Source organism: Olsenella sp. DNF00959 (genome assembly GCF_001553055.1).
GTDB classification, from domain to species: Bacteria; Actinomycetota; Coriobacteriia; order Coriobacteriales; family Atopobiaceae; genus Olsenella_I; species Olsenella_I phocaeensis.
This window is the reverse complement of the sequence record NZ_KQ960123.1, coordinates 303,233-319,601: the sequence shown is the minus strand read 5'-3', so window position 1 is coordinate 319,601 and position 16,369 is coordinate 303,233. Positions and strand designations below refer to the sequence as shown.

Here is a 16,369-nt window from a genome sequence, read left to right as displayed (position 1 = left end):
TCAGTCGTCGGGGCCCGCGCCACCGAAGCCAGGAAGCAGGACGGGAGCGGGCACATCGAGCTTACGCGGCCAGGCGGCGGACATGGCGTCCTCGCAGGCAGCCGTTACATCGGCGAAATTCTGGCCGCCCCCCTCGAGCAGCCTCCGCCTCAGGCCAACGCTGAGTGCGTGCGCCCAGAGGCCCTCCGCCTGGGCCAGCTCCTGCACGACGGGTCCGTCTGCCGCGAGGCCCTCGGGCGTGTAGGCGATGACCGAGGAGCGCTTCTGGAAGTCGTAGACGCCCAGGGGGTTGGAGAAGAGCGCGGTGCCTCCGGTGGGAAGCGTGTGGTTGGGCCCGGCGACGTAGTCCCCCAGGGGCTCGGAGCTCCAGGGGCCCACGAAGATGGCGCCGGCGTTGTGCACCCGCCCCAGGAGCGAGAAGGCGTCCCGGCAGTGCAGCTCGAGATGCTCCGGCGCGATGAGGTCAACCGCGTCCAGGGCGGCGTCAAGGCCGTCGCAGACCACGCAGAGCCCGCGCCCGTCCAGCGAGCTGCGGGTGATCTCCTCGCGCGGGGACTGCGCCACCAGGAGCTCCACCACGGCGAGCACGCGCTCGGGCAGGCCGGCGTCGTCGGTCACCAGGTAGCAGGCGGCCATGGGGTCGTGCTCGGCCTGGGCCATGAGGTCCGCGGCGACGATGGCGGGGTCTGCGGACGAGTCGGCCAGCACGCAGACCTCGGAGGGTCCGGCGACCATGTCTATGCCCACGTCCCCCATCACGTAGCGCTTGGCCGCCGCCACGTAGGCGTTGCCCGGCCCCACGACCTTGGCCACGCGAGGGATGGACTCGGTACCATATGCGACGGCGGCGACCGCCTGCGCCCCACCCACGGCATAGACCTCGTCGACACCCGCGACGGCTGCCGCGGCGAGCGTGTAGGGCGAGAGTGACCCGTCCCTCTGCGGCGGCGTGACCATGACGACGCGAGGCACGCCGGCCACCCTGGCGGGGATGACGTCCATGAGCACCGTGGAGGGGTACTGCGCGCGACCTCCCGGCACGTAGACCGCCACCGAGGGGACGGGCGTCACCTTGACGCCCAGGATGGTCCCGTCGGAGCGGGTGGTGGACCAGGACTGCTCGCGCTCGCGCTGGTGGAAGTCCAGGATCTGGTCGTGGGCCTTCCTGAGCGCCGCGAGGAAGCCCGCGTCGACGAGCTCCACGCTGCCCCGGACCAGCTCGTCAGGGACGCGGAAGGCGTCCGGGCAGGCCCCGTCGAAGCGCAGGCAGTACTCGCGCACGGCCTCGTCACCGCGCTCGCGGACGTCGTCCACGATGGCCTCGGCGGCCTCCATGACCTCGCGGGGCAGCGCCCCCGCCCTCTGCAGGTCCTTGCGCGTGAGGCGCGACGCCCCCTCGAGCCTGACGGTCCTCATCGACTGCTCCCCTCTCCTGACGCCGATACCTCCAGGAGCCGCCGTGCGAGGGCGCGCACCCGGAAGTCCGACCTGTAGGCCGCCGGTCCCGCGAAGAAGCGGGCGGCGCACTCCATGACCTCGTCCACCACCACGAGGTCGTTCTGTGCCAGGGTCTCCCCCGTCGCGGTGATGTCCACGATGCGGTCGCTCATCCCCACGATGGGCCCCAGCTCTATGTTGCCGTGCAGCTGCACGATGTCCACCTGCTGACCGATGGACTCGTAGTAGCGCCGGGTGATGCGCGGGTATTTGGTCGCCACGCGCACGCTGCCCCGCCAGCCGTAGGCCTCCTCGGCGGCGCCGCGCCGGCTCGCCGGCTCCGCCACGACGAAGCGGCATGCGCCGTAGCCCAGGCCCACGAGCTGGACCAGCTCCTCGCCCGCCTCGATGATTGAGTCGTTGCCGCAGATGCCGCAGTCGGCCCCTCCGTTGCCCACGAAGGCCGGGGCGTCCTGCGCGCGCACGATCACGTACTCCACCCCGTCCGCGGGAATCACCAGCCTGCGCCCCGGCTCGCGCAGCTCCCCCACAGGCAGCCCTGCCGCCTCGAGCATCCTAACCGTGGGGGCGAAGAGGCTCCCCTTGGGGACGGCAATCCTGAGCGGACGCTCGGCTCTGCTGCTCGCGCTTGCCACGCCCCCCAGGCCTCCCCGCTGCCCCAGGACCTCCTGCAGCGCCTCGAGCGAGAGGGCGAAGCCGCACGCCAGGACGTTGGGCCTGCCCAGGTTGCGCAGGACGGCATCGTAGCGGCCACCCGACGCCAGCGCGTCCGAGGCCAGCTCGGAGTAGCAGCGGAACACGACGCCCGTGTAGTAGTCGAAGGAGTTGAGGATGGAGAAGTCGAAGGCGACCTGCCCGGACCCCAGGAGCTCGTGCAGGCCCTCGGCCATCGCCGCAAGCTCCCCCGTGCCCCTCTCGCCCTCGGGGACCTCCGCCGCCGCCAGGAGCTCGTCCACGCGCGCCACCACCGAGGCATCGCCCGTCAGCCGCGGGAGCTCGCGCAGGGCGCGGTCGAGCGCGGGCTCGAGCGTGAGCCCGTCCAGATACTCGTCCAGGCCCACGAGGTCCGAGGCATGGACGAGCTCGAGCACGCGAGCGGTCACCTCCTCGGAGGGCGAGCGCCGGGCCAGCAACGCCTGCAGCGGGCGCACCGAGCCGCAGGCCACGTGCCAGGCGGGAACCCCCAGCGCGTCGAGGACCTCTGCCAGGAGCAGGACGAGCTCGAACTCGGGGCGGGCGCCCTCGAGGTCGAAGAGCTCCACCCCCAGTTGGGTGAGCTGACGGGGCCTGCCCCCGAGCTCGGACTCCTCACGCACCAGAGGCGCGGCGTAGCGCAGGCGCAGCGGCAGCCCGCCGTCCGGCACGCGGGCCGAGACCAGGCGGGCGATGGGGAGCGTGAGGTCGGGCCGCAGCACCATGAGGCTGCCGTCCGCGTCGATGAGCTGGAAGGGAGAGTTGCGGATCCTCCCGCCGCGCTCGAGCTCGGGGCGCTCCTCGAGCAGGGGCGTCTCGACCGGGAGGTAGCCGCGAGAGCTGAAGAGCTCGGCCACCTGCGCGCGGATCCCCTCGCGCACCAGCGCCTCGGCGGGAAGGATGTCGCGGAACCCCCGGGGCGTCCGTGCAGCCATGGCGTCCCCCTTCTGGCAGGGATGTGGGTCCTCTCCCCTGCGCTTTATCCGAGTAAAGTGCTTTTGTCGAGAGGTACTTTATCACGATAAAGCGGCGGGGAGACAGGCTTCACCGTCCGGAAACTTTCGTCGACCACACCCGGCACGTGCGCCCTGGCGTCGAATACGCCGTACGCGTGCCAAATTGCCGCCATTACGTCCGGCACGCGCCGAACTACCGCCACTACGTCCAACGCGCCTCTCGCCTTGCGCCGACCACGTCGAATACGTACCGAATTGCCACCACTACGCCCAACGCGTCTGAGAGCCTCGCGTTTGCCCAGTTGACACGCGATGAAAAAACGCGTTGGACGTGGTCGCGATGTACCCCGACGCGTTGGGCGCCTTCGCGGCGACGAACGGCCCGGCAATCGTTTCGACTACGCCAAGCACGCGTCAATCCGCGTCGACAACGTCCAACGCGCGCCAACCCCTCACAAGCACGTCCAATGCGTGTCGATTTGTCCCGACTACGTCAGACGCGTCTTATCGATAGTCACCAACTGGGCAAACGCAGCCACCCCGCACGCGTTGGACGCCTTCGAGCAGTATCGAGACGCGTTGGACGTAGTCGCGATGTTGCGTGACGCGTTGGACGTAGTCGCGATGTTACGTGACGCGTTGGACGTGCCTGCGGCGTGAACCGGCGCGTCAGGCGCAGACATTCGCAGGCGAGAGACGCGTTGGACGTGGTCGCGATGTCGTATAGCGCGTCGGACGTGGTCGATGGCTAGCCGCGACGGCGGAGCAGCCTGCCCAGAATCGCGTTGACGGCGGACATCTCGGGCAGGCGCAAGGCGGCGGCCAGGCCGTAGGTCACGACCAGCGAGGGGATGCCGCCCGCCACCACCAGCATGAGCGCCCCGCGCACGCCGCCCGCGGCGGCCAGCGAGGGAACGGTGGCGGAAAGGCCGCGCATGACGCCCCAGCCGGCGGCGGCGCCCGCGAGGCCCAGCGCCAGGGAGCGCAACGCAGTGGCCAGCATGCCGCGGATGCCCAGGCCACCGATGGTGCGCCTGAGGTTCCAGAAGGTCACTGCCAGCACGGCGACCATGTAGACCGCAGAGGACCATGCGACCACGTTGAGCCCGAAGGCCGGCGTGAGCGCGAGGCAGATCACGGTCTGGATCGCCGCGGCCACCACGTGCGCGCTGGCATAGAGCCCCATGCGCCTGAGCGACGAGCAGACCTTCTGCAGGTACATGACCACGGCATAGGGCGCGAGCGAAACCGAGAGCGCCCGCAGGTAGCTCGCGGTCATGTCGATGTCGGAGGCGGAAAACTTGCCCGCGGCCAGCAGCACGACGAGCGGCCGCGCGAAGGCCACAAGGTAGAGGGTGAAGGGCACCATGAAGAAGAGGATGCGGCTCGTCCCCGCCGACACGCCGCGCCGATACGCGTCCATGTCCCCGCGAGCCACGTAGTCCGAGAGCTCGGTGAACATCGCCGTCGTGATGGGGACGGCGAGGATGGCATAGGGCAGGGTGTACCAAAGACGGGCGTAGTAGCTCACCGAGGCGCCGGCCGCCGTGGCCGAGAGGGACGAGCTGGTCATGACCGAGACCGTCTCGAAGGAGCAGAGCATGACCACCAGCGAGGGCACGCCAATGGAAAGGGTCTCCTTGATCGCAGGGTCATGCAGGTCGAGGTGCAGGCGGATGCGGATGCCATGCCTCGACAGCGACGGAACCTGCATGAGGACCTGGACCGCCACGCCAAGGGGGTTGCCCAGGGCGAGGAGCACGAGCGCGAGCTGCGGGTCGGACCCCACGAGCCAGGCATAGGCCAGGAAGGAGGCCGTGGTCACGAAGTTGTTGAAGATGGGCGCCGCGCTGGACCAGAAGTAGTCGCGCTCGGCGTTGAGCACGCCGGAGAGGATCGACGAGAGCGCGTAGAGCACGACCTCGATGACGAAGAAGCGGAAGAAGTAGACGGCGAGCTCGCTGTCGAAGTCGGAGCTCGCGCTGAACGACTGGGTCCACACCACCTGGCTCGCGAAGACGAAGCCCAGGGCGCAGACCGCCCCCATGAGGATGAGGACGATCGTGACCAGGTTGGAGGTGTAGGCGTTGGCGCCCTCCCGCCCCAGGCGCTTCTTTACCGAGAGGTAGACCGGCAGGAAGGCCGTCACCAGCATGCCACCCACCACGATTTCGTACAGCTGGTTGGGGAGGTTGTTCGCCACGGAGTAGCAGCTCGCCGTGACGGTGACGCCCAGCGCGTAGGCCTGGCCCCAGGTGCGGAAGAAGCCCGTGAGGCGGCTCACGATGACGAGGGCGCTCATGAGGGCGGCGGAGCGGCCGACCTGCGCCTCTCGGTCCTGGGGCTCGACGCCGGCGGCACCGGGGGCCGAGGGACGGACCCGTGGCCGGGTGCTCGTGGGCGTTGCCATGTGCTTGGGCATTGCTAGCTCCTTGTCTGGGCCGGGCCGCTCCTGCGGGCCCCGCAGGCGTCCGGGTCGTGCCGCCTAGCGGCAGATGTCTGCGAACTTCGCCTTGGTGAAGGCGGCGAGGTCGAGGGGGTCGAGGCGCAGGCTGAGACCGCGCCTCCCGCCCGAGATGCCTACGTCGTCGAAGAGCTGGGCACACTCGTCGATGAGGGTCGGGAAGGGCTTCCTCATGCCCACCGGCGAGCAGCCGCCACGGACGTAGCCGGTCACGGCCTCGAGGTCGCGCACGTGCATCATCGAGAGGGACTTCTCTCCCGCCGCTGCCGCCGCCTTCTTGAGGTCGAGCTCCTCGGCCACGGGGATGCAGCAGACCACGTGCCCGCCCGAGGGCGTCACCGTTACCAGGGTCTTGAAGGAGGAGTCGACGTCCTCCCCCAGGGCCTCGCTGATGCGGACGCCCACGCCGGACGAGAGGTCCTCCCCGTCGGCGTCGTAGGCGAGGCAGGTGTAGGCGACTCCCGCGCGCTCGAGCTCGCGCATGGCGTTGGTCTTCGCGACCTTCTCCCGCTTTGCCACGTCCCTTTCCCCTAGCCCTTGCCCTTTGAGGCGCGCTCGGCCATGCGCCTGCGGTCGCGCTCCAGGATGGGCGCGAGGTAGCGACCGGTATGGCTGCCCTTGGCCTTGGCGACCTGCTCGGGGGTGCCGTAGGCTACGACGGTACCGCCGCCGGCACCTCCCTCGGGGCCCATGTCTATGATGCGGTCGGCCATCTTGATGACGTCCAGGTTGTGCTCGATGACCAGCACGGTGTTGCCGGCGTCAACGAGCTTCTCGAGCACCTCGACGAGCATGCGCACGTCCTCGAAGTGCAGGCCGGTGGTAGGCTCGTCCAGAATGTAGAGGGTCTTGCCCGTCTGCTGGCGGTGGAGCTCCTTGGCGAGCTTTACGCGCTGCGCCTCGCCGCCCGAGAGCGTCGTGGCGGGCTGGCCCAGGTGCACGTAACCCAGGCCCACGTCATAGAGGGTCTGGAGCTTGCGCTTGATCCGGGGGATGCTGGCGAAGAAGGCCAGGGCCTCGGTCACCGTCATGTCCAGGACGTCGCTGATGCTCTTGCCGTGGTAGGTGACCTCGAGGGTCTCGCGGTTGTAGCGCTTGCCGTGGCAGACCTCGCAGGGCACGTAGATGTCGGGGAGGAAGTTCATCTCGATCTTGATCTGGCCGTCGCCCTTGCACGCCTCGCAGCGGCCGCCCGGCACGTTGAACGAGAAGCGCCCGGCGCTGTAGCCGCGCGCACGGCTCTCGGGCACGCTGGCGAAGAGCGCGCGCAGGTCGTCCCAGAGGCCGATGTAGGTCGCGGGGTTGGAGCGCGGGGTGCGGCCGATGGGGCTCTGGTCGATGTCGATGACCTTGTCTATGGCCTTGCGGCCCTCCTCGTCCTCCAGCCCCTCGAGGCGGCGGTAGGGCCCGACGGCGCGCTTGGAGTGGTGCACGGCGTTGGTGAGGGCGGGGGCGAGGGTGTCCGTCACGAGGGACGACTTGCCCGAGCCGCTGACGCCGGTGACCACGGTGAGGGTCCCCAACTCCACCTTTGCGCTCACGGAGCGCAGGTTGTTGGCGGTCGCGCCGCTGATCCTGATGGCGCCACGACCGGGCTTGCGGCGCTCGGCAGGGAGCTCGACGAGCCTGCGACCCGTGAGGTAGGCGCCGGTGACGGAGTCCGGGTTGGCCATGATCTCTTCCGGCGTGCCGGCGGCCACCACGGCCCCGCCCAGCTCGCCGGCGCCGGGACCCATGTCTATGACGTAGTCGGCGGCGCGTATGGTGTCCTCGTCGTGCTCCACCACGATCACGGTGTTGCCCTGGTCGCGCAGGCGGCGCAGGGTGTCTATGAGCCGGTCGTTGTCGCGCTGGTGCAGGCCGATGGAGGGCTCGTCCAGGATGTAGAGCACGCCCATGAGCCCGGCGCCGATCTGGGTGGCGAGGCGGATGCGCTGGGCCTCTCCACCAGATAGCGTCGCCGCGGCGCGGCTCAGCGTGAGGTAGTCCAGGCCCACGTTGACCATGAAGCGCAGGCGGGCGATGACCTCCTTAACGATGGGGGCGCCGATGAGGTGCTGGCGCTCGGTGAGGGACAGGCCTTCGAAGAAATCCAGGGCGTCCTTGCAGCTGAGGTCGCAGACCTCCTGTATGTTGCGGTCCCCCACGGTGACGGCCAGGTACTCGGGCTTGAGGCGGGCGCCGTGGCAGGTGGGGCAGGGCACCTCCCGGATGTACTTCTCCAGGTGGGTCTTCATGGTCTCGGAGGTGGTCTCCTGGTACTTCTCGAAGAGGATGGAGCGCACGCCCGAGAAGGTGGTGGTCCAGTTGGTGTCGCGGCCGTCGCGCGTGTGGTACTCCACGCGGACCTTGGCGTCCCCCAGGCCGTCGAGCAGGGCGTGCTGGGTCTTCTTCTTCAGCTTGTTCCAAGGGGTCTGGTCGCTCTCGCCCATGTGGGCACAGACGGCCGAGAGGATCTGCGGGTAGTAGTTGGAGTGGCCGAAGATGCTGCCGAAAACGCCGCCTGCCACGGAGAGCGTCGGGTCCTCGATCAGCGCCTCCGCGTCCACGCTGCGACGCGTCCCGATGCCGTCACAGTCGGGACAGGCTCCGTAGGGCGCGTTGAACGAGAAGTCGCGAGGCTGCAGGTCGTCTATGGAGTGGCCGTGCTCGGGGCAGGCCAGGGCCAGGGAGTAGCTCAGGAGCTCCCCCTCCGCGGCCTCGGGGGCGTCGCGGTCGGGGAGCAGGTAGAACGAGACGCGGCCCGAGGCGAGGCGCGTAGCCGTCTCGATGGCCTCCGCCACGCGGCCGAGGCTGTTCTCGCGAATGACCACGCGGTCCACGACGACCTCGATGGAGTGCTTGAGCTTCTTCTCGAGCCTGATGTCCTCCTCGAGCTCGCGCACCTCGCCGTCCACGCGCACGCGGCTGAAGCCCTCGTGGCGCAGGTCCTCGAAGAGCTTGGCGTACTCGCCCTTGCGGCCCAGGACCACGGGGGCCAGCACGAGGGCGCGGCGGCCCTGGCCCACGGCGAGGACCTTGTCGGCCACCTGGTCGGTGGTCTGGCGCTCGATCACGCGGCCACACTCGGGGCAGTGCGGGACACCGATGCGGGCGTAGAGCAGGCGCAGGTAGTCATAGATCTCCGTCACGGTTCCCACGGTGGAGCGAGGGTTGCGGCTCGTGGTCTTCTGGTCGATCGAGACCGCGGGCGAGAGGCCATCGATGGAGTCGAGGTCGGGCTTGTCCATCTGACCCAGGAACATGCGGGCGTAGCTCGAGAGCGACTCGACGTAGCGGCGCTGCCCCTCGGCGTAGATGGTGTCGAAGGCAAGGCTCGACTTGCCCGAGCCCGAGAGACCCGTGATGACGACGAGCTTGTCGCGCGGGATGGTGACGTCAATGTCCCGCAGGTTGTGCTCGCGCGCACCGCGGATGACGATGGACTCGGAGGCCATGTGCTACCCCTTGGAAATGAAGGCGTTCAGACAGCACTAGCGTATACCCGAAGCGCTGGGGGCCGTGTCGTTGGGCGGCGATTCGACAGCATCCCCGCAGGGACTCGGGGCGAGAGGAGGCCAGACGGCACCGCGCTACTGGGAGGGTCGGCCAAAAACTGCGCACGGAAGCCTCGAATTGTGGAGACGGACGGCGTTTGCCCAGGACTCTTGCGGCTGAAAGAAACCCAATGCGCAGTTTTCTGCGGCACGAGAAAGCCCGGGCGGGAATTTCCGCCCGGGCAGCCACAATCAACGGCGAGTTGCTCGGCCCTCGCGCATCCGCAGCCTTCGGGCTTCCTCAGCCCTCGAGCTTCTGCAGCTCCAGCATCTCCGCGACCGAGCGCTCCTGCCACCCGCTCGCGTCCACGCCGGCCCGAAGCGAGCGGACCTGCATCCGCGCCTCCACGGCGTACTCCGGGCTCCGCGCGGCAAGCCGCTCGAGGGCGGGTATCGCATCGGCCGAGAGGTCGCCCAGGTAGTAGACGTCCATCTCCTGCACCCTGCCCGCAAGGAAGCCATCGACGTTGAAGTCGGCCACGCGCGCGGCGGGACCGCTCAGCATGAAGGCGACCCAAATGCACAGGAGCGTGGCGATGGCCCAGCGGAAGATGGGGAACTCGGGCCTCAGCAGCCAGACGGTCGCATACACGACCAGCGAGAGTATCCCCACCATGCCCACGAAGGTGAGCAGGCGCAGGATGGTCAGGCCGTAGGCGCCCACATAGAGCGACATGCGCAGCGCCGCGGACGCGAGCATGACCACGATACTCGCCAGGAGCACGAGCTGCAGAGCCACGACGGGCCGGGAGCGCTCGGCGTCCCTGCGCACCCAGACGCTCGCCAGGACCACCACGATGTTGATGCCCGCGACAGCCGCGAGCTGGAAGAAGCCGGAACGCGCGTAGCCGGCGTACCCGCCAAACATGGCGGGAGAGCTCGCCCCGCCGAAGAGGTAGGCGAACTGCACCCCCACGAAGAGCAGGTAGACCAGGTCGAGCGCCGCAAGCATGGTGCCCACGGAGCTGGCGCTGGCGCGACGCGGGGAGTGGGGCTCGAGCCTTCCAACGGAGCGTCCGTGCCCATGAAGCAGGCCCAGGAGCATCCCGGAGCCGGCGACGAAGGCCAAGGCGAAGCGGGCGGCACGCATGCCCCACGCGAAGAGCCCGTCGTCGAGCCAGCCGAGGATCCTCCCGAAGAGGTCGGCGAAGACCGGGTCGGCGCTGAAGAGCAGGGGCACGGCGACCATGAGGATCGCGAGCGCGACGAGCAGTCCCAGCAGGGACGAGCGAAGCCGACCCTTGCCCGAGCTGCCGCGGCTCAGCAGCCTGAGCTGGGCAGTGTTCGAGAACTGCTCCACGAAGAAGAAGCCGATGGCGCGCAGGCAGCCGCCGAGGCTCAGCGCCACGTCCTCGGCGCAGCCCGAGAGCAGCAGGTACTCGAGGATGCAGCTCGCCCCCATGACGAGGGCATTGAGCATGCGGAGGTCCCGGTTTGACACGAGGGTCGGGGCGAGCGCGAGGAGCAGGCAGGCGACGAGCAGGGCCTTCGCGGCACCCCCCAGGTCGCGCAGGCCCCCGCGCAGGGCGAGCGCGACGACAAAGAAGGCGAAGATGCAGATCGTGATGCCCACGCCGCAGATGGTGATGAGGGCGAGCGAGAGCATCGTGTGGTCGGCGGCGACGCTCCAGAGGATGGCGAGGCCCGCGGCGCAGGCGGGAACGAGGTAGTCGCGCGGGCCTGCCGGCTCCAGGCTGCGGGCGGGGGCGTCGGCGGAGGCGGGCTTCTCGGCGATACCTTCCTCCGCGATCTGTCCGGGCATGGGGGGCCTGCCCCCGGCTTCTGGCTCTCTCATCTGTCCCACTTCCTTTCGTCGGTGTCCCCGCGGCGTTTCTCGTCGGTGTCCCTGCGGTACTCGAGCAGGTCGGCGGGCTGGCAGTCGAGCTCCTCGCAGATCGCCTCGAGCGTGGTGAAGCGGATCGCCCGCGCCTTGCCCGTCTTGAGTATCGAGAGGTTCGCGATGGTCACGCCGACGCGCTCGGAGAGCTCGGTGAGGCTCATCTGGCGTCGCGCGAGCATGACGTCGAGGTTCACGTGGATGTGGCCCATGCCTACACCACCAGGTCGTTCTCGTCTTTGATCTGGGCCGCGTTCTGGGTGAGCCCCGAGAGCGCGACGCACACCACGGCGAGCGAGACGGAGAACACGAGGGCGACGGAGAGGGACGCGACGACGCTGAATACGACAGGTTCAACGAGGGCGAGGTACGCCACGAGCTCGGCGAGCCACACGGCCGCGTCGGCCGCCGCAAGGTAGCCCATGCGACGCAGAAGACGCGCGTTGCCCTGCGTGAAGACGTCTCCCACGCCGATGGACGAGAAGAGCCTCCACGCCACCGCCGCCAGGACGACGAGGGGCAGGATGCCCAGGGTGAACAGGAGGGTCGACCCGGGCGGGACCACGCCACGCGCCTCGACGGGCGGGATGGCGGCGATGGCGACCACGAGGCAGGAAAGGACGGCGAGAAGGTCGATCGCCTTGAGGAGGAGGGACATCTCTCTTCGTGACATGCGAGCTCCAAGCGGCTGTCGGTATGGGACGTCGGCCTGGCAGCTGCCGGAGGCCGTCGACGAATCAGGCACTTCGTCGACGGCCATTATAGGGCAAACATATCGTTTTTCGATATTAATTTACTGATTTTCGATAAATCATACGATGAGAAGAACGACGGCAGGCCCGCCAGGAAGCGCAGCGTCCCAAGCGGCATCGCCCCGCACGAGCCAGCCCGAGGCCGAGCGGCGCCAGGCTATGCGTGCTTGTAGCCCGTCACCATGGTGAGCAGGAAGCAGGTGACGGTGGCCCATGCAAAGAACTTGTGCGCCTTCATTTGGATTCCTCCCCTCGTCAGAGGCAGTACGAAAAGAACGCCCTCATTGCCTCGATTATACGAGGCGCGCGGCAAGACGCGCTAACAAGAAGCGGGACGATGGGGACTCCTCGCTGCCCGACAGCGCTCGGATCAAGAAAACGTGGGACGCGACACGTCCCAGCCCGTGTTAATGACAGATGGAGTCCCTCACAACGAAAGGTGCATGGGGTGGCAGACGGGAGAGAAAGGGTCCAACGCTCGGACGCGTTCGTGCGGGACGCGATGAGCGCCTGGGGGGACTCGGTACTGCGCCTCGCCTTGGCACAGACCGGTTCCAGGGCAGACGCCGAGGACGTCTACCAGGACGTGTTCGTGTCGCTGGCATGCTCCCCCACCAAGTTCGAGAGCGACGAGCACCTCAAGGCCTGGCTCCTGCGCGTCACCATCAACCGCTGCCACGACCTCAGGAGGACCTGGTGGTGGCGTCACATCGCCTCGATGGAGGAGCTCGACAGAGAGCCCTCCACGTCCGAGGACCCGACCTCCGACAGCGTCGTGGGCGGGCGCGGCCATCCGGAGGACTCATGCCCGCCCCTCTGGGATGCCCTGCGCAGGCTCCCGGAGAGATATCGGACCCCCGTCTTCCTCTTCTACGTCGAGGAGATGAGCTGCGCACGCATAGCAGAAGTAGCTGGATGCAGGGAGTCTACCGTTCGCACGCGACTGCAGCGCGGGCGCGAGAAGCTAAGGAAAACGTTGGAAGGACTCGACTATGAGGCAATTTGATGACAAGGCCGGCGACTTCGCGAGCGGCGCGGACGAGGCCATCAAGGCGGGCCTGGAGTCCGCCGTGTCCGAGGTCCGGACCTCCCCCCGGCTCGACGACCGCGTGATTGACCGCATCCGCGACATACGCTCGCAGCAGGACGCCCAAGTGCCCCACGGACGTTCCCCGGTCCTGCTTCCCCGCGTCGCAGTGGGAGCGGTCGCCTGTGGGCTCGCACTCGCCGTGGCCATCGGGGCCATGTCAAGCCCCGCAAGCCCGTCTGGCACCACGCAGGACTCCGGCACGGGTGCCTCCGAGGCGTCGGAGCATCCCTTCTCGCTTTCGATTGCCCAGGCATCCGAGACAAGCAAGGAGGTCAGCGTCGCGGCGACCAACGACGGCATCCGTCCCGTCTCGGACGAGGTCTCAAGGAGCCAGGAGCTCAAGCTCAACCTCTCGGTCACCGGCGACAACATAACGTCCGTCACGTATCGCATCGTCGGCAGTCCCACCGAGAAGTACCGCGCCAGCGTCATGGACAAGGACAGGTTCCCGGACGGGGTCGGAACGCGCGACCTCGTGAGCCTGCACCAGGCGGTCTGGGGCAGCTACGAGCAGACGGAGGGCTTCGTCGCCCCAAAAGAGGGGCAGTTCCAGCCCGAGTCGATCACCATCGACTACGGACAGCGGTCCGCCGACGGCTCCTACCACACCGCCGACGGCGTCTACCACTTCGTTGCGGCGTCCGGAGACATGCAGTCATATTGGGACAGCGACCCCACCCTGCAGGCCCTCGACGCCTGGCTGGATGCCACGCTCAGCCCAGACGGCAGCGACGACAACGAGAACCCCACCCCGCGGGCGTGGGACGACACCTCCGCCGAAGCGGAGGGACAGGACTCCGAGCAGGAACGCGCAAGCAGGCCCAAGAGGACGAACGAGCTCAGGGCCGCGTACGACTCCGCGCTCGCGGACGCGACGTCCACGCCCGAGAAGGCATACGAGTGGACGAGGAAGAACTACATCTCCGGCTTCGTGACCTGCAACGACTCGCTCAGTCAGGCGCGACTCGAGGTGACCGCGACGTTCGCGGACGGCTCGACGACCACCAGGCTGTATCGCATCGAACTCGTCGACGACTATGAACGGGTGCTGTCGGACCGATTCGACGCGCTCTGCGAGGCAGCAGGGACGATACCTGCGGATCTCATCGCACGGACGGGGCTTCCCTGGATGGACTGGGACACGAGTGCCAGCCACGTGCGCGGCGAAAGCATGACCTACGCAGGGTCGATCAGCGACGAGCAGTATGCCAGTGACCCGCGACTGACGGCAGCCATGTACACGATCACGGACGTCACGGAGGAATAACCGGACGAGAGGGGCGTCACGCCCCAGGGTGCACCACCGCCCCCTTGGGTAGAATCGACTCATCGGCAACTCGTCGGCGCGCCGGCGCGCGGGACCCACGTCCCGCCCGGCGCGCCGCGCTCCCAAGGAGAGGAATCCCACATGGCAGACATAGACGAGGAGGCGCTGCGCCGGGAGGTCGATGCGGCCCTGGGCCACGGAGGACAACAGCAGCAGGGTCCCCAGACCTTCCAGCCCGAGCCCGGCTCGCACATCAAGCACGTGATCGGCGTCATCTCGGGCAAGGGCGGCGTCGGCAAGTCCCTGGTCACCGGCGCCATCGCCACCAGCCTCAGGCGCGACGGCCGCAAGGTGGCCATCATGGACGCCGACATCACCGGTCCCTCCATACCCAAGATGTTCGGCATGTCCGGCAAGCACGCCCTGGCTCGCGACGAGAAGCTCGTCCCCATCGAGTCCGACGGGGGCATCAAGGTCATGAGCACCAACCTCGTGCTCGAGAACGAGACCGACCCCGTGCTCTGGCGCGGTCCCATGCTCATGGGGGCGCTCCGCCAGTTCTTCGAGGAGACCCGCTGGGGCGACATCGACTACCTGCTGGTCGACATGCCCCCAGGAACCGGCGACGTGGCCCTCACCGTCTTCCAGAGCCTGCCCATCGAGGGCGTCGTGATCGTGAGCTCGCCCCAGGACCTGGTCCAGATGGTCGTAGGCAAGGCGCTCAACATGGCCGCCATGATGGAGGTCCCTGTGATCGGCCTGGTCGAGAACCTGAGCTGGCTCCCCTGTCCCAACTGCGGCGAGCGCGTGGAGCCCTTCGGTCCCAGCAAGCTGCAGGAGACGGCCGCCCACTTTGGCATCGCCGCCCTGGACCAGCTGCCCATCGACCCCAGGATTGCCAGGAGCTGTGACGAGGGCAACTTCGAACAGGTGCTCCCGGAGAGCTTCGTGGCCAAGGCAGTCGAGCAGATCGAGGCCCACGAGCAGGTGGCCTAGGTGCCAGGCTCCAAATCCAGGACAAGGGCACGGGGAGAGAGGCGGCCCTCGCGCGCGCAGCGCGAGGCCGAGCTCGTCTCCGCCGCCATCGAGGCAGCTCCCTCGGACGTGACGGACGTCTGCGTCGTGGGCGGCGGTGCCGCCGGCCTCGTCGCGGCCATCGTCGCCGCCGAGGAGGGCGCGAGCGTCGTCGTGCTGGAGGCGGAGCTCGAATGTGGTCGCAGCATCCTCGCCACCGGCAACGGACGCTGCAACTTCTCCACCGTGAGGCTGGACCCCCAGCGCTACAACGACCCGGAGTTCGTGCGGGCCACGTTCGGCCAGCGTCCCCTGGACGACGTCCTGGGCTTCTTCCGCGACTGCGGCCTGCGCTGGTCGCTCGAGGACGACAGGCTCTACCCCCTCTCGCGCCAGGCCGCCTCCGTCCGCAACGTGCTCCTGGCGCGGGCGAGAAGGGCCGGCGTGCGGCTGGCGTGCGGCCGCAGGCTCGTCGCGCTCGAGCCGCGCGACGACGGATGGCGGCTGCGCTTCGAGGCGCGCTGGGACGCCGGGCGCCGGGGCGAGCTTCGCGCCCAGACGGTCGTCCTCGCCACGGGCGGGACCAACTCCGTGGGCGGTGGCGCACTGACCGACGACCTGGGGCTGGAACGCAGGCCCCTCTCGCCCGCCCTCTGCCCCGTGGCCTGCGAGGACTCCCCCCTGTCGCTGCTCGACGGGAGGCGCGCCCAGGTGGACCTGAGCCTCGTGCGCGACGACGACCTCCTCCCCTGCTGGCACGAGCGGGGCGAGCTCCTCTTCAGGGACTACGGAATCTCGGGCATCGTGACCTTCGACCTCTCGAGGCGCGCCCGTCCCGGCGACTGGGCCCTCGTCGACCTCGTGCCGGACCACGGCGTGTCGGAGCTCCGCCAGATCGTGGGCATGGACCCCGAGCCGGGCTGCCTCGACGGCGTGCTGGACCCCGAGGTCGCACGGCTGCTCGAGCGGCTCGCACGCGAGCGCTGGGACCCCGGCGCGCCCCAGCTGGGCCCCGCACCGCGCGACGACGACGTGGACTGGCTCGTCCACCTGACCAAGCAGCTCCCCCTGCGCATCACCGGACTCGTTGCCCAGAAGGGCGCGCAGGTCTGCCAGGGAGGGCTCCAGAACAGGCAGTTCGACCCGCAGAGCCTGCGGTGCGAGACGTACCCCAGCCTCCTCGCCTGCGGGGAGGCCCTGGACGTGGACGGCGACTGCGGAGGCCTCAACCTCTCGTGGGCGTGGAAGAGCGGCCTCGTCGCTGGCAGGTCCGCGGCGGAGGCCGCGAGGAAGGCAGGCTAG

Annotated in this window: 12 protein-coding genes; 4 read left to right on the top strand and 8 right to left on the bottom strand. The window is 68.8% G+C overall.

Annotated elements, in window-relative coordinates; genetic code table 11:
• From hisD to HMPREF1868_RS01325, 8 genes are all read right to left on the bottom strand, one after another.
• On the bottom strand, nucleotides 1-1,416 hold the full coding sequence (hisD, locus tag HMPREF1868_RS01365; RefSeq protein ID WP_062529725.1) for a histidinol dehydrogenase: 1,416 nt from the start codon (nucleotides 1,414-1,416) through the stop codon (nucleotides 1-3).
• Nucleotides 1,413-3,086, bottom strand: a complete 1,674-nt coding sequence (gene hisG / locus HMPREF1868_RS01360) for an ATP phosphoribosyltransferase (protein WP_062529723.1) — start codon at nucleotides 3,084-3,086, stop codon at nucleotides 1,413-1,415. The genes hisD and hisG overlap by 4 nt, the downstream gene beginning before the upstream one ends.
• A 769-nt stretch (nucleotides 3,087-3,855) precedes the next feature.
• Entirely contained in the window at nucleotides 3,856-5,529 is a 1,674-nt protein-coding gene (gene murJ / locus HMPREF1868_RS01350; RefSeq protein WP_197414910.1) for a murein biosynthesis integral membrane protein MurJ, read from the bottom strand.
• Nucleotides 5,530-5,592: 63 nt separating this feature from the next.
• Nucleotides 5,593-6,090, bottom strand: a complete 498-nt coding sequence (gene ybaK / locus HMPREF1868_RS01345; protein WP_062529717.1) for a Cys-tRNA(Pro) deacylase — start codon at nucleotides 6,088-6,090, stop codon at nucleotides 5,593-5,595.
• Nucleotides 6,091-6,101: 11 nt separating this feature from the next.
• Complete coding sequence (gene uvrA / locus HMPREF1868_RS01340) at nucleotides 6,102-9,008, bottom strand: excinuclease ABC subunit UvrA (RefSeq protein ID WP_062529713.1); 2,907 nt, start codon at nucleotides 9,006-9,008, stop codon at nucleotides 6,102-6,104.
• Between the two features lie 340 nt (nucleotides 9,009-9,348).
• Complete coding sequence (locus tag HMPREF1868_RS01335) at nucleotides 9,349-10,902, bottom strand: DUF4153 domain-containing protein (RefSeq protein WP_082719464.1); 1,554 nt, start codon at nucleotides 10,900-10,902, stop codon at nucleotides 9,349-9,351.
• Nucleotides 10,899-11,126 (bottom strand): helix-turn-helix domain-containing protein, encoded by a 228-nt coding sequence (locus HMPREF1868_RS01330; protein ID WP_231782244.1) that lies wholly within the window; start codon nucleotides 11,124-11,126, stop codon nucleotides 10,899-10,901. Before HMPREF1868_RS01330 ends, HMPREF1868_RS01335 begins: the two co-directional genes overlap by 4 nt.
• 32 nt (nucleotides 11,127-11,158) lie before the next feature.
• Complete coding sequence (locus HMPREF1868_RS01325; RefSeq protein WP_062529707.1) at nucleotides 11,159-11,617, bottom strand: DUF2975 domain-containing protein; 459 nt, start codon at nucleotides 11,615-11,617, stop codon at nucleotides 11,159-11,161.
• 527 nt (nucleotides 11,618-12,144) lie between these two features.
• Between HMPREF1868_RS01325 and HMPREF1868_RS01320 the strand changes: the two genes are divergently transcribed.
• From HMPREF1868_RS01320 to HMPREF1868_RS01305, 4 genes are all read left to right on the top strand, one after another.
• A complete protein-coding gene (locus HMPREF1868_RS01320; protein WP_062529705.1) occupies nucleotides 12,145-12,702 on the top strand; it encodes a sigma-70 family RNA polymerase sigma factor in 558 nt (185 codons plus the stop codon).
• A complete protein-coding gene (locus HMPREF1868_RS01315) occupies nucleotides 12,689-14,053 on the top strand; it encodes a hypothetical protein (RefSeq protein ID WP_062529703.1) in 1,365 nt (454 codons plus the stop codon). Before HMPREF1868_RS01320 ends, HMPREF1868_RS01315 begins: the two co-directional genes overlap by 14 nt.
• Nucleotides 14,054-14,194: 141 nt before the next feature.
• A complete protein-coding gene (locus tag HMPREF1868_RS01310) occupies nucleotides 14,195-15,049 on the top strand; it encodes an Mrp/NBP35 family ATP-binding protein (RefSeq protein ID WP_062529701.1) in 855 nt (284 codons plus the stop codon).
• Nucleotides 15,050-16,369 (top strand): aminoacetone oxidase family FAD-binding enzyme, encoded by a 1,320-nt coding sequence (locus HMPREF1868_RS01305; RefSeq protein WP_062529699.1) that lies wholly within the window; start codon nucleotides 15,050-15,052, stop codon nucleotides 16,367-16,369.

Coding starts and splice junctions, on each gene's coding strand:
- uvrA (WP_062529713.1), bottom strand. CDS start 9,008: ATGGCCTCCGAGTCCATCGTCATCCGCGGTGCGCGCGAGCACAACCTG.
- HMPREF1868_RS01310 (WP_062529701.1), top strand. CDS start 14,195: ATGGCAGACATAGACGAGGAGGCGCTGCGCCGGGAGGTCGATGCGGCC.
- HMPREF1868_RS01335 (WP_082719464.1), bottom strand. CDS start 10,902: ATGAGAGAGCCAGAAGCCGGGGGCAGGCCCCCCATGCCCGGACAGATC.
- hisG (WP_062529723.1), bottom strand. CDS start 3,086: ATGGCTGCACGGACGCCCCGGGGGTTCCGCGACATCCTTCCCGCCGAG.
- hisD (WP_062529725.1), bottom strand. CDS start 1,416: ATGAGGACCGTCAGGCTCGAGGGGGCGTCGCGCCTCACGCGCAAGGAC.
- HMPREF1868_RS01330 (WP_231782244.1), bottom strand. CDS start 11,126: ATGCTCGCGCGACGCCAGATGAGCCTCACCGAGCTCTCCGAGCGCGTC.
- murJ (WP_197414910.1), bottom strand. CDS start 5,529: ATGCCCAAGCACATGGCAACGCCCACGAGCACCCGGCCACGGGTCCGT.
- HMPREF1868_RS01315 (WP_062529703.1), top strand. CDS start 12,689: ATGAGGCAATTTGATGACAAGGCCGGCGACTTCGCGAGCGGCGCGGAC.
- HMPREF1868_RS01325 (WP_062529707.1), bottom strand. CDS start 11,617: ATGTCACGAAGAGAGATGTCCCTCCTCCTCAAGGCGATCGACCTTCTC.